General features: G+C 73.9%; 10 protein-coding genes. 2 read left to right on the plus strand and 8 right to left on the minus strand.

Going from position 1 to position 12,631, the window contains the following annotated elements; all coding sequences use genetic code 11:
- Positions 1 to 233: 233 nt before the first annotated feature.
- From ACIGW2_RS17130 to ACIGW2_RS17160, 7 genes are all read right to left on the minus strand, one after another.
- Positions 234 to 3,191: a M14 family zinc carboxypeptidase gene (locus tag ACIGW2_RS17130; RefSeq protein ID WP_399844270.1), complete on the minus strand. Its 2,958-nt coding sequence runs from the start codon at positions 3,189 to 3,191 to the stop codon at positions 234 to 236.
- A gap of 153 nt (positions 3,192 to 3,344) precedes the next feature.
- Positions 3,345 to 4,334, minus strand: a complete 990-nt coding sequence (whiA, locus tag ACIGW2_RS17135) for a DNA-binding protein WhiA (protein ID WP_030205188.1) — start codon at positions 4,332 to 4,334, stop codon at positions 3,345 to 3,347.
- Entirely contained in the window at positions 4,325 to 5,359 is a 1,035-nt protein-coding gene (yvcK, locus tag ACIGW2_RS17140; protein ID WP_361588659.1) for a uridine diphosphate-N-acetylglucosamine-binding protein YvcK, read from the minus strand. The genes whiA and yvcK overlap by 10 nt, the downstream gene beginning before the upstream one ends.
- Entirely contained in the window at positions 5,356 to 6,348 is a 993-nt protein-coding gene (gene rapZ / locus ACIGW2_RS17145; protein WP_356062535.1) for an RNase adapter RapZ, read from the minus strand. Before rapZ ends, yvcK begins: the two co-directional genes overlap by 4 nt.
- The gene (gene uvrC, locus ACIGW2_RS17150) at positions 6,345 to 8,357 is read right to left on the minus strand and encodes an excinuclease ABC subunit UvrC (RefSeq protein WP_391655254.1); all 2,013 of its coding nucleotides are present in this window, start codon (positions 8,355 to 8,357) and stop codon (positions 6,345 to 6,347) included. The genes rapZ and uvrC overlap by 4 nt, the downstream gene beginning before the upstream one ends.
- 118 nt (positions 8,358 to 8,475) lie before the next feature.
- Positions 8,476 to 9,276 carry a hypothetical protein gene (locus tag ACIGW2_RS17155; RefSeq protein WP_399844273.1) on the minus strand — a complete coding sequence of 267 codons (801 nt, stop codon included), beginning with the start codon at positions 9,274 to 9,276 and terminating at the stop codon, positions 8,476 to 8,478.
- Between the two features lie 5 nt (positions 9,277 to 9,281).
- Positions 9,282 to 9,911 carry a papain-like cysteine protease family protein gene (locus ACIGW2_RS17160; protein ID WP_399844275.1) on the minus strand — a complete coding sequence of 210 codons (630 nt, stop codon included), beginning with the start codon at positions 9,909 to 9,911 and terminating at the stop codon, positions 9,282 to 9,284.
- Positions 9,912 to 10,148: 237 nt separating this feature from the next.
- Here ACIGW2_RS17160 and ACIGW2_RS17165 point away from each other — a divergent pair, with 237 nt between their 5' ends.
- The gene (locus ACIGW2_RS17165) at positions 10,149 to 11,078 is read left to right on the plus strand and encodes a hypothetical protein (protein ID WP_399844276.1); all 930 of its coding nucleotides are present in this window, start codon (positions 10,149 to 10,151) and stop codon (positions 11,076 to 11,078) included.
- Between the two features lie 24 nt (positions 11,079 to 11,102).
- Here the strand turns inward: ACIGW2_RS17165 and ACIGW2_RS17170 are convergent, their stop codons facing one another.
- Entirely contained in the window at positions 11,103 to 11,540 is a 438-nt protein-coding gene (locus ACIGW2_RS17170) for a Rieske (2Fe-2S) protein (protein WP_356073102.1), read from the minus strand.
- Positions 11,541 to 11,719: 179 nt separating this feature from the next.
- Between ACIGW2_RS17170 and ACIGW2_RS17175 the strand changes: the two genes are divergently transcribed.
- Entirely contained in the window at positions 11,720 to 12,625 is a 906-nt protein-coding gene (locus ACIGW2_RS17175; RefSeq protein WP_399844279.1) for a carbohydrate kinase, read from the plus strand.
- Positions 12,626 to 12,631 lie beyond the last annotated feature (6 nt).

Genomic DNA, 12,631 nt, shown 5'->3' on the forward strand with positions numbered 1-12,631 from the left:
AGGTACGCCGGGTGTGTTCGACGCCCGGCGAGCTTCTCTTTTGGGATGTCCCCGACCGCTTACGACCCTACCTCTCCGGATGGCTCCGCGTGACATCGAGTGCACCTGTACGCGCCCGGAAAGTGCCGGAAAAAGGCCGACAGCCCTTACCTACCAACAGGTAAGGGCCGTCCGGGGACCCGGCCTACGACTACAGGGAGTGACGAAAACGGGTGCTCGCCTGAGCGCTCGAATCAGCTTCGGAGCGAAGTAAGCGCCCTTCTGAGAAGAGTGGCCCGTTCCGTCGCATTCGGGACGTGCTCCAGGCCGAAGCCCAGCAGGACGGTGTCACGGGTGGTGACCGCTGCCTGGGAGTGGAACAGGGCCTCGGAACGGGTCCAGTCACTTCCGTTCCCGGGACTTCCGGCGGGCGGGCCCGGGACGGACCAAGCGCCCATTCCGGTCTCGAAGCCCTCGGTCTCGGTCGCGGAGCCCGTCGACAGGGTCAGCTCGTCGACGAACGCGCCCGTCTCTCCGGTGCCCGGATCGGACACGTACGAGATCGCCAGCTCGACCCGCTTGCCCGCGTAGGCGCTCAGGTCGACGCTCGCCTGCCGCCAGCCGTTGGACGGGCCGGTGAAGGCGTGCCAGGCGCCCGTGGTGCCGGTGGCGGCGCAGCCGCCGTCCTGGCCGACGGTGAGGTAGTGCGCCAGGAAGGGGTGCTGCTTGACGTAGTAGCCCTCGCCGCAGTCCGCGGGCGGCTCGGACGAGGTGCCGCCGTTGGCGTCGGGCAGGGTCGTCCAGTCGTCCTGGCCGGCCGTGCGGGCCTCCACGATCAGGTTGTCGTAGCCCGGCTCGGTGTCGTGGCTGACCTGGAAGGTCAGCTTCGGCCCGGCGGCGGCCGTCACCCCGGTGAGGTCCACGGTCCGGCTGAGCCGCCCCCAGGTGCCGTCGGTGTGGCGCAGCGCGGCGAAGCGGCTGCCCGCGTACGGCTCGAAGGGGGTCCGGACGCCCGGGTAGTCGCCGGCGGCGGCGCTGCTCGCGAACTGCGGGAAGCGGTCCGGGGTGAGCGTGTCGGAGGTGACGGTGAAGGCGCCGGCGTTGTCGAGCGGGTTGCCCTCGGCCGCGCCGAGCGCCGCGCCCGCACCGCCGAGCCGGCCGGAGCCGGCGAAGGAGCCGGGGGCGTTCAGGCCGGCCCTGCGGAAGGCGCCGAGGTAGTACTGCGCGAAGTCGTTGGAGTCGGCCCGGCCGACCCGGACCTGCCCGCCGGACTTCTCGCCCGCGTTGATCAGCTTGCCGCCCTCGTTGAGGTAGGCGCGGACGGCGAGCAGGGTGGACCCGGAGGGCTGCTCGGCGCCGGTGTACCAGACGACCGTGCGGAAGTGGCTCAGGACGCCGAGGGCGTGCGGGGCGCCCTGGGTGGCCACGTCCCACACGGCGGCCCGGCGCCCGTTCGCGGCGAGCGCCTTCACATAGGCGTCGGTGTGCCGGGCGGCGGCGGTGCCACCCTCGTCGGCGAGGACCAGGACGTCGCCGCGGGGCCGCTCGGCCACGGTGTACGTGAAGGGGGCGGAGGCGGTCGCCTTGCCGGCGCGGGTGCGGCCGGTGAACCAGACCTCGACCCGGTCGCCGGTGCGGGCGCCCTCGACCTCGGCCCGGTACTGGTCGAAGTAGAGGTTGTCCTCGCCGCCGAAGGTCTCGCCGCCCTGCCAGGCCGCCAGCGGCGCCTGGTGCACGCGGCCGCCGTTGATCCGGTAGTTCAGCGTCTTGGCGCGGACGGACTTGCGGGCGGTGACGGCGACCTTCTGGTCGCCGCCGCCCGCGTAGGAGGTGGCGAAGGCGTCCGGGGTGAAGTCGGGGGCTTCGATGCCGACCGGGGAGACCGGGGTGTCCGGGTGGGCGGCGGTCTCGGCGACGGCGAGCGCGAACGGGACGTTCTTCGCGAACTCGGCCTGGATCAGCTTCTCGTCGTCCGGGAAGGTGAAGACGGAGGCGCAGTCGGCCGGGTCCCAGGCGTCGTTCGGGTCGACCCGGGAGGCGGTGGCGCAGGTCGACATCTCCGGGGTGAACATCTGCATCCCATTGACGTTGGCGGCGTGTCCGTCCGCCTCGCCGTTGGTGGTGTAGAGCTCGGAGGAGAGCTGCGAGCGGTAGCCGGGGATCGCCGGCTTCTGCGGGGTGCCGGCGAGCGCCTTGAGGGCGACGTCGTCCGGGGTGTCGGTGGCGACCTGCCAGCCCACGCCGTAGAGGAGCAGCTGGGCGGCGGAGTGGTAGTTGATGCCGTAGCGGAAGCCGATGCGCTTCTCGAAGGCGTCCAGGGCCCGGGTCTCCGGCTCGGACATCGGGGCGGGGCCGCGGAAGGTCTCGTCGGCCGGGTCGGGCGAGGAGCCCTCGTCGTCGTAGCCCCACTTGTAGCCGAAGTTGCGGTTGAGGTCGACGCCGTCGCCGGAGGTGATCCGGCCGTCGCCGTTGTTGTCCCGCAGGTTCTTGCGCCACTGGCGGTTGGCCGGGTCCGCGTGGGTGTGGTCGTAGCCGTCGGGATTGGCGGAGAGCACGAACCACAGCTCGGTGGTGTCGACGATCCGGGTGATCCGCGGGTCCTTGCCGTAGCCGTCCAGGTAGTGGTGCATCAGCCGGCGGGTCATCTCCGGCGTGATCCACTCGCGGGCGTGCTGGTTGGACAGGTACAGCGTGGCGGGCCTGCTGCCGTCCCTGGTCTTCGCGGCGCCCTTGCTGACCTTGAGGGCGAGGATGTCCTGGCCCCTCACGGTCTTGCCGATCGAGAGCACCTTGGTGAGCCCGGGGTTGGCGCGGGCCGTGTCCAGGATCTCCTGCTTGAGGCCGCCCTCGCCGCCGTACGGGCGGAAGACGCCGTCCCCGGCGGCGGCGACCCGCCGCTCGGCGCCGGCGTCGAGGCTGTGCTCGGCGAGCCGGACGCCCTTGCGGCGCAGCTGCCCGGCCTGTGCGTCGGTGAGGTAGAGCTCGACCGTGGCGGAGCCCCGGTCGGGCACCTGCTCGGTCAGCTCGTGGGCGTCGGTGCCGGCGTCGAGGAGCAGCGGCAGCTGCTCCTTCGTCACGGTGGCCCGCCAGACGGAGACGTGCTCGGCGTCCCCGTCCCGGCCCGTGGGTCGCGCCCCGGCGCCGGGTGCCGCCGCCAGACCCGCGATGACCAGTGATGCAGTGGCGAGGATCGCTCCCGCTCTGCGTCTCATCAGCCCCCCTTGCTGTCGTCTGCCACGAATGTGAACAGACGCCAGGCTCGTGGTGGCTCATACCCCTGTCAAGACCACCCGCCGCACCTGGAACAAAAGACTGCCGGTGCCTCAGAAAGGCACCGGCAGAAGGGAATTGGGGACTCCGGAGGGTCAGCCGACCAGGCTGTCGTCCAGCTCCTCCGTCAGGTTGGACTCGGTCCCGGGGATGCCCAGGTCCTGCGCCCGCTTGTCGGCCATGGCGAGCAGCCGGCGGATCCGGCCGGCCACCGCGTCCTTGGTCAGCGGCGGGTCGGCGAGCGCGCCCAGCTCCTCCAGGGAGGCCTGCTTGTGCTCCATGCGCAGCCGGCCGGCGGCGGCGAGGTGCTCGGGCACCTCCTCGCCGAGGATCTCCAGGGCGCGCTGCACCCGGGCGCCCGCGGCGACCGCGGCGCGGGCCGAGCGGCGCAGGTTGGCGTCGTCGAAGTTGGCGAGCCGGTTGGCGGTGGCGCGGACCTCGCGCCGCATCCGGCGCTCCTCCCAGGCGAGCACCGACTCGTGCGCGCCGAGCCGGGTGAGCAGGGCGCCGATCGCGTCGCCGTCGCGGACCACGACCCGGTCCACGCCGCGCACCTCGCGGGCCTTGGCGGCGATGGAGAGCCGGCGGGCGGCGCCGACCAGGGCGAGCGCCGCCTCGGGGCCGGGGCAGGTGACCTCCAGGGAGGAGGAGCGGCCCGGCTCGGTCAGCGAGCCGTGCGCCAGGAAGGCGCCCCGCCAGGCCGCCTCGGCGTCACAGGTGGCCCCGGAGACCACCTGCGGGGGCAGGCCCCGGATGGGCCGGCCGCGGCCGTCCACCAGACCGGTCTGCCGGGCCAGCTGGTCGCCGCCGGCGACCACCCGCACCACGAAGCGGGAGCCGCGGCGCAGTCCGCCGGGGGCCATCACGATCAGCTCCGAGCTGTGCCCGAAGATCTCCAGGATGTCCCGCTTGAGCCGGCGCGCCGCCATGGCGGTGTCCAGCTCCGCCTCGATCACGATCCGGCCGCTCACCAGGTGCAGCCCGCCCGCGAACCGCAGGATCGACGAGACCTCGGCCTTCCTGCAGCAGGTCCGGGTGACGGGGAGCCGGGAGATCTCGTCCTTCACCGCTGCCGTCATCGCCATGGGCCGATCCTTCCATGCATCCGAAAAATACGGTCGTACGCGGCGGCCAACAGCTCCGGGTCGTGCTTCGGAGCGCCGTCGGGCCGGGCCACCGGCGCCAGCTCGACCGCGGCGCCGAACCGCTCGGCGGCTTCGGCGAGGGGCTCCCTGGCGCACACGTCGCGCACGGCTGCCTCGTCGGCCAGCACCACGTCCAGGGCGAGTTTAGGGGCGTGTCGTGCCAAAACCTCCAAATGACGCTGCGGGGAGAAGCCCTCGGTTTCTCCGGGCTGCGGCGCGAGGTTCAGCGAGAGCACCCGGCGGGCCTTGGTCTCCATCAGCGCGTCGAGCAGTTCCGGCACCAGCAGGTGCGGGATCACCGAGGAGAACCAGGAGCCGGGGCCGAGCACCACCCAGTCCGCGTCGAGCACCGCGGCGACCGCCTCGGGCACGGCCGGCGGGTCGTGCGGCACCAGGTGCACGGACTGCACCTCGCCCGGGGTGAGCGCCACGGTGGCCTGACCGCGCACGGTGTCCACGTCGTGCGGGCGCGCCGGGTCGTGGCCCCTGACCAGGGCCTGGAGCTCCAGGGGCACGGCCGACATGGGCAGCACCCGGCCCTGCGCGCCGAGCAGCCGGCCGACCAGGTCCAGGGCCTGCACGGGGTCGCCGAGCTGCTCCCAGAGGGCGACGATCAGCAGGTTGCCGACGGCGTGGCCGCCCATCTCGCCGCGGGACTGGAAGCGGTGCTGGATGACCCGGGCCCAGGTCTGGCCCCAGTCGTCGTCGCCGCACAGCGCGGCGAGCGCCTTGCGGAGGTCTCCCGGGGGCAGCACGCCCAGCTCCTCGCGGAGCCGGCCGCTGGAGCCCCCGTCGTCGGCGACGGTGACCACGGCCGTCAGGTCGCCGGTGATGCGGCGCAGGGCGGCGAGCGAGGCGGACAGGCCCATGCCGCCGCCGAGCGCGACCACCTTGGGCTGGGCGCCGCGCCTGCGGAGCGCACGCCGCACCGAGAGGGTCGGCGTGCGCCGGCGGTACTGCTTCACTCGCGCCCCATGTCCCGGTGGACGACGACGGTCTCGACGCCCTCGGCGGCGAGACGGGCGGCCAGCTTCTCGGCGGTGGCGACGGAGCGGTGCTTGCCGCCCGTGCAGCCGACCGCGATGGTCACGTACCGCTTGCCCTCGCGCCGGTAGCCGGCGGCGATCAGCTGGAGCAGCTCGGTGTAGCGGTCCAGGAACTCCTTGGCCCCGGGCTGGTTGTAGACGTAGTTCGCGACCTCCTCGTTGAGGCCGGTGAAGGGGCGCAGCTCCGGGACCCAGTGCGGGTTGGGCAGGAAGCGCATGTCGACGACCAGGTCGGCGTCGACCGGCAGGCCGTACTTGAAGCCGAAGGACATCACGGTGGCCCGCAGCTCGGGCTCCTCGTCGCCGGCGAACTGGGCGTCCATCTTGGCGCGCAGCTCGTGCACGTTGAGGCTGGAGGTGTCGATCACCAGGTCGGCGTCGCCGCGCAGCTCGCGCAGCAGGTCGCGCTCGGCGGCGATGCCGTCGACGATGCGGCCGTCGCCCTGGAGCGGGTGGGGCCGGCGGACCGACTCGAAGCGCCGGACCAGGGCCTCGTCGGAGGACTCCAGGAAGACGATCCGGCGGGTGACCTGCTTGGCGTCGAGGTCGGCCAGGGAGTCCTTGAGGTTGTCGAAGAACTGGCGGCCGCGGACGTCGACGACGACCGCGATCCGGGCCACGTTCCCCTGGGAGCGGGCGCCGAGCTCCACCATGGTGGGGATCAGCGCGGGCGGCAGGTTGTCGACGACGAACCAGCCGAGGTCCTCCAGGCACTTCGCCGCGGTGGACCGGCCGGCGCCGGACATGCCGGAGATGATCACCAGCTCGGGGATGGCCGCGTCGCCGTTGGTCTCGGCCGCGGCGGGCTCCTTGGTGCCCGTACTCATGTCTGGTGCTCCGTCTTCGTACTCGGGCTCTTCTTGCCGGTCGTGCCGGGCCGGCGGGGCCGGCTCGTGGTGCTCGGTCATGCGGTGGTGCCCCCGTCGTCTTCCATGATCTCTCCTGTGGCCGTGTTCACGGCGGGCGCGGCCGGGGCCGCCTGCGCGAGGGCCACCGCCACGGCCTCGGCCGTCTTGCGGCCCATGCCGGGGACCTCGCAGATCTGCTCGATTGTCGCCTGCCGGAGGCGTTTGACCGAGCCGAAATGCTTGATGAGGGCTTGTTTCCGGGTTTCGCCGAGGCCGGGGATCGCGTCCAGGGGGCTGGTACGGATGCGCTTGCTCCGCTTGGACCGCTGGTAACGGATGGCGAAGTCGTGAGCCGTGTCACGCACCCGCTGGAGGAGGTACAGGCCCTCGCTGGTGCGGGGCAGCACCACCGGGTCGTCCTCGCCCGGCAGCCAGACCTCCTCCAGGCGCTTGGCGAGGCCGCAGACGGCGATGTCGTCGATGCCGAGCTCGTCCAGGGCCCGGCGGGCGGCGGCGACCTGCGGCTGCCCGCCGTCGACCACGACGAGCTGCGGGGGGTAGGCGAAGCGCTTGGGCCGCCCGTCCTCGTCCCGGCCGTCGGCGTCCGCCGGCACCTCTCCGTCGACCGGTCCCCCGCCTTCGGCGGGGACACCCCATTCGCCGGTCTTCTCCTTCTCCGCGAGGTAGCGCCGGAAGCGGCGGCTGATCACCTCGTGCATGGACCGGACGTCGTCCTGCCCCTCGAAGCCCTTGATCTGGAAGCGCCGGTACTCGCTCTTGCGGGGCAGGCCGTCCTCGAAGACGACCATGGACGCCACCACGTCCTCGCCCTGGAGGTGCGAGATGTCGAAGCACTCGATGCGCAGCGGGGCCGCGTCCAGGTCCAGGGCCTCGGCGATCTCCTCCAGGGCGCGGGAGCGGGTGGTGAGGTCGCTGGCCCGCTTGGTCTTGTGCAGCACGAGGGCCTGCTGCGCGTTCCGCGCGACCGTCTCCATCAGGTCCTTCTTGTCGCCGCGCTGCGGCACCCGGAGGGAGACCTGGGAGCCGCGGCGCCCGGAGAGCCAGGCGCTGACCGCCCCGGCGTCCTCCGGCAGGGCCGGGACCAGGACCTCCTTGGGGACCGCGTCGCCGCTCTCCTCGCCGTACAGCTGCTGGAGGGCGTGCTCCACGAGCCCGGCGGTGTCGACGGCCTCGACCTTGTCGGTGACCCAGCCGCGCTGGCCGCGCACCCGGCCGCCGCGGACGTGGAAGATCTGCACGGCCGCCTCCAGCTCGTCCTCGGCGAGGGCGATCAGGTCGGCGTCGGTGGCGTCGGCGAGCACCACCGCGTTCTTCTCCATGGCCTTGCGCAGCGCCCCTATGTCGTCGCGCAGCCGGGCGGCCTTCTCGTACTCCATGTCCTCGGCCGCGATCATCATCTGCTTCTCCAGGCGGCGCAGATAAGTGCCGGTGCGGCCGGCCATGAAGTCGCAGAACTCCTCCGCGAGTTCGCGGTGCTCCTCGGCGCTCACCCGGCCGACGCAGGGCGCCGAGCACTTGCCGATGTAGCCGAGCAGGCAGGGGCGCCCGGCGGAGGCGGCGTTGCGGAAGACCCCGGCGGAGCAGGTCCGCACCGGGAAGACCCGCAGCATCAGGTCGACGGTCTCGCGGATCGCCCACGCGTGCGCGTACGGCCCGAAGTAGCGCACGCCCTTCTTCTTGTGCCCGCGCATGACCTGGACCCGCGGGAACTCCTCGTTCAGCGTCACCGCGAGGTACGGATAGCTCTTGTCGTCCCGGTACTTCACGTTGAACCGGGGGTCGAACTCCTTGATCCAGGAGTACTCCAGCTGCAGCGCCTCGACCTCGGTGGACACCACGGTCCACTCCACGGACGCGGCCGTGGTCACCATGGTCGCGGTGCGCGGGTGCAGGCTCGTCAGCGGCTGGAAGTAGTTCGCCAGCCGCTGGCGCAGGGACTTCGCCTTGCCGACGTAGATCACCCGGCGGTGCTCGTCGCGGAATTTGTAGACCCCGGGCGAGTCGGGGATCTGTCCCGGCTTGGGGCGGTAGCTGGAGGGGTCGGCCATGGGTCCCACCCTACTGGCGGGGACCGACACCCAGGCCGTGCCCGCCGGTCGCCGGGAGGCGGGGTCCGGCCCCCGCGCGGTGGGGGCGCGCGGGGGCCGGGGCAGGCGGCGCCGGTGATCAGTCCGTGCGCGCGGCCCGGCGGCGGAGGGCCGCCGTCGCGGTCAGGGCGAGGGCGAGCAGGGCGCCCGCGCCGGCCGCCGCGGAAGCGCCGGTGACGGCCGGGTCACGCCGCGCCGCCGATGCCGTGGCCGGGGCCGCCGGGTCGTAGCCGCCCGCCGCGCCCTTCCGGGCGTACGCCGAGCCGGGCAGCTTGTCGCCGTAGGCCCGTGCCACGCGGTCCCGGTAGGCGGCGAGGGTCGTGCCGTTCCGCCCCACGGCCCGCACCGCGTCCTCGTCCAGCGGGAGCACCGTGTCCCCCTTCCAGGCGAACCACGCGTCGATCTGCGGCTCGCGGAAGACCGTCCCGCCGGGCAGCGCCCGCCGGCCCCGCGCGTCGAAGCGCCGTTCGTCGTCGCCGGTGGCGATGTTCACCACCTGCCAGCCGCCGCCGGGGGCGGGCACGGTCCACAGCGAGGCGGTCCGGCCGTCGGCGGCGACCGCCGTGCTCGCGTGGAACTCGACCCGGGCGACCGGCGCCCCCGGCTTCCCGGCGACGAAGTCGGGCGACAGGATCCGGACGGGCACCGAGCGGCCCTCGATCCGGGGCGCGGCGGCGGACCGTCCGAGGGCCGCGTCCCGTGCGAAGAAGCGGGCCACCGTGTCGAGCGTCCGCGGCGCGGCCGCCGCCTGCTCCGGGGTCGCCCCGGTCGCCGGGCCTTCCGCGGCCTCGGCCGGGACCGCGCCGAGGCCCAGGAGCACCGCGGCCGCGAGCAGACCGGCGCCGAGCGCCCGGAACCGTACCTCCGTGGTCGTGGTCATCGCCGTCACGCCCCGATCCGGTAGAGCGAGTGGGTCCAGGAGAAGGAGCCGTTGTTCACGTACCAGGCGTGCGAGGCCCAGTTGTAGCGGTCGCTCGACGGCCACGGATCGCCCCAGTAGACCCAGCCGTTGGCGTCGTCGTAGCCGTACAGGACGTGCATGTGGCCGCCGCCGCTCGCCCACTGGATGCGGGTCTCGACCGGCCGGTTCGCGTCGATCTCGGTCTGCACGGTCGAGTACCGCAGCCAACCGCTCACGTACGAACCGGGGTTGACGCCCGCCCAGCTCAGTCCGTCCTGGACGTTGCCGAGGGTGGCCTGCCAGTTGGGGCAGTCGTAGCCCTGCTGTCGCCCGAAGGCGGCGTTGCAGAACTGGTTCTGGCTGTAGGAGCGCCCGAACCAGGTGGCGATGGTGTTCCCGCCGGCCGCCCAGCACCAGTTGGTCTTCTGCTGGGCCTGCATGGTGATGTTCAGGCGCTTGTACGCGTACGTGGAGACGTCCTCGCCGGCCGGAGCCGGGACCGTGGCCGAAGCCGGGGCCGTGGCCGAAGCCGGCGCGGCGGACGCCGGTGCGGCGGGGACGAGGAACAGGGCGGCGGCTGCGGCGAGCACCGCCAGGGCCTTTCGCTTGCGCATCGCGTTCCTCCCGGGGTGGGGATGTGGGGAGTGAGTGGGGGGAGAGGAGCGCGTCCGGACGCTGTCTGGAGCATCGATCGTTGTCCGGATCGGGTCAACACGCTTCAATGCGGGGTGACGGCGGGCTGTGAACGGTGTGACCCGGATGTGAACGGCCGTCCCCCGCCCACCTGCCCGCCCGCCCCGGCGGCGCGCCCTCCGCCGTCCCCTGCCGTGAACGTTCACTGAGGAGCCCTCGTGAGCCACACCGAGGCCGATCTGGTGCAGCTGCTGCACACCGGTCCCTTCCACCTGGCGCTGCGCACGGCGCTCGCGGTGCGCGGGCTGCCGCTCCAGCGGGTGCAGCACCATCTGGCGCACCGGGGCGTCAAGGTCGGCGTGACCTCGCTGAGTTACTGGCAACAGGGCGCCCGGCGGCCGCAGCGGCCGGAGTCGATGAAGGCGGTGCGGGCCCTGGAGGAGGTGCTCCAGCTGCCCGGCGACTCGCTGATCCGGCTGCTGCGCGAGGACGCCGCCGCCCGCTCCGAGGTGGAGCGCCCGGCGGCCCGCTCGTACCGCTCCCTGGTCGAGGCCTCCGGGGTGGTCGAGGAGCTGCTCGCGGAGCTGGAGTGCCCGGCGGACGGCGGGCTGCACACGGTGGGGCACCAGGAGCGGGTGCGGATCGGCGCCGGGCGCGAGCTGCTCGGCCGGGACTCGCAGCAGGTGGTGCGGGCGCACCGGGACGGGGTCGACCGCTACCTCGCGATCCACCGGGGCGACCCGGGCTGCGAGCCGGAGCGGGTGCGGGTGCGGGCGGCGGAGAACTGCCGGGTCGGGCGGGTGCGACGGCACGCGGAGACCGGGGTGCTGGTGGCCGAGCTGCTCTTCGACGCGCGGCTGCGGGTCGGCGACACCTTCGTCTTCTCGTACGGCTTCGAGGACGGCACCGGCGGGCCGAGCCGGGAGTACGTGCGGGGCTTCGGCTTCGCCGGCGGGCAGTACGTGCTCCAGGTGCGCTTCGACGAGGCGGCCCTGCCGGTGCGCTGCCGGCGCTTCGCGCAGGCCTCGACGGGCGCGCCGCGCGGCGGCCGGGCGGAGCTGACGCTGAACGGCCGGCACCGCTCGGTGCACGTGGTGGAGCAGGGGGTGCGCGCCGGGATCCTCGGGATCGAGTGGGACTGGTCCTGAGGGGCGGTGCGCGGTGGGCGCCGGTCAGGCCTTGGGGGCGCTCTCCGGGCCGGCGACGAGCTTGCCGTTCTCGACGCGGACGGGGACCTCGGGGAGCGGCACGGTCGCCGGGCCCTGGAGGGCCTTGCCGGTGGTGACGTCGAAGCGGCTGCCGTGGCAGGGGCAGTTGCCCTCGTTGTCCTCGATCTTGTCCAGGACGCAGCCGGCGTGGGTGCACTGGGCGCTGAAGGCCTTGTACTGGCCCTTGGCCGGGCAGTGCACGAGGAGCCGCTGCTCGCGGTAGAGCTTGGCGCCGCCGACGGGGACCTCGTCGGGCGCGCCGAGGGCGACCGGGGCGGTGGGCGTGGGATTCTCCGCGTGGCCGAGCTTGGAGTCGGTGGAGCAGGCGGCGACACCCAGCCCGGCGGCCCCGGCGAGGGCGGCGCCTTTGAGGACGGTGCGGCGGGTGGACTGGCCGGACATGAGCGCTCCACGGTGTCGGTACGGGGACGGGCGGCCCCGGAAAAGGGACCGAACCGACGATACCGGCGCCCGCGCGGGGTCCGGCGGGCGGGTGCCGGGGCCGGGACGGGCTCGGCGGCGGCCGCCAGGGCGGGCCGGTGGTTGCCGGGGCGGGGCGGTGATGGGTTACGTTCCGGTGCGTGATCGTCGTCGCCGGTGAGTCCCTGATCGACCTGGTCCCGGACGGGGCGCCGGGCCCCCTGGCCCCGCTGCTGCCCCGGCCGGGCGGCGGCCCGTACAACACCGCCGTGGCGCTGGGGCGACTCGGCGCGGACGTGGCCTTCTGCTCGCGGGTGTCGACGGACGCCTTCGGCGAGGCGCTGATGGCGCGGCTGGCCGGGGCCGGGGTGGCCACGGGCCTGGTCCAGCGCGGTCCGGAACCGACGACGCTGGCGGTGGCGGCGGTGGGGCCGGACGGCTCGGCGCGCTACGGCTTCTACGTGGAGGGCACCGCGGACCGGTTCTTCGAGCTGCCGGAGCGCCTGCCGGAGGGGGTGCGGGCGGTCGCCTTCGGGACCTGTTCGCTGGCCCTGGAGCCGGGCGCGAGCGCGTACGAGGCGCTGCTGCGGCGCTCGGCGCGGGAGGGCCTGCTGACGTTGCTCGACCCGAACGTGCGGCCGGGGCTGATCCCGGACGCGGAGGCGTACCGGGAGCGGTTCGCGGGCTGGCTGCCGGACGTCTCGCTGCTGAAGCTGTCGGAGGAGGACGCGCGGTGGCTGGGCGGCTCCCCCGCCGGCTGGCTCAGGGCCGGACCGGCGGCGGTGGTGCTGACCCGGGGCGGCGCGGGGCTGACGGTGTTCACCGGGGAGCACGAGGTGTCCGTGCCGGGCGTGCGGGTCCCGGTGGTGGACACGATCGGCGCGGGCGACACGGTGAACGCGGCGCTGCTGCACGGACTGGCGGGGCGGACGCCGGGTGCGCTCGACCGGGCGGACTGGCGCGAGCTGCTGGCCTTCGCCGCCCGGGCGGCGGCGGTCACCTGCACCCGGGCGGGCGCGGAGCCGCCGTACGCCCGGGAGCTCGCCGACGGGCTCGCCGACGGCTGAGGGGGC

Origin of the sequence: Streptomyces sp. NPDC053541, from assembly GCF_044544705.1 — a bacterium.
Classification (GTDB): Bacteria; Actinomycetota; Actinomycetes; order Streptomycetales; family Streptomycetaceae; genus Streptomyces.

Excerpts from the sequence above, each read along its gene's own strand:
- ACIGW2_RS17130 (WP_399844270.1), bottom strand. The coding sequence starts at position 3,191 with ATGAGACGCAGAGCGGGAGCGATCCTCGCCACTGCATCACTGGTCATC.
- uvrC (WP_391655254.1), bottom strand. The coding sequence starts at position 8,357 with ATGGCCGACCCCTCCAGCTACCGCCCCAAGCCGGGACAGATCCCCGAC.
- ACIGW2_RS17155 (WP_399844273.1), bottom strand. The coding sequence starts at position 9,276 with ATGACCACGACCACGGAGGTACGGTTCCGGGCGCTCGGCGCCGGTCTG.
- whiA (WP_030205188.1), bottom strand. The coding sequence starts at position 4,334 with ATGGCGATGACGGCAGCGGTGAAGGACGAGATCTCCCGGCTCCCCGTC.
- rapZ (WP_356062535.1), bottom strand. The coding sequence starts at position 6,348 with ATGACCGAGCACCACGAGCCGGCCCCGCCGGCCCGGCACGACCGGCAA.
- ACIGW2_RS17170 (WP_356073102.1), bottom strand. The coding sequence starts at position 11,540 with ATGTCCGGCCAGTCCACCCGCCGCACCGTCCTCAAAGGCGCCGCCCTC.
- ACIGW2_RS17160 (WP_399844275.1), bottom strand. The coding sequence starts at position 9,911 with ATGCGCAAGCGAAAGGCCCTGGCGGTGCTCGCCGCAGCCGCCGCCCTG.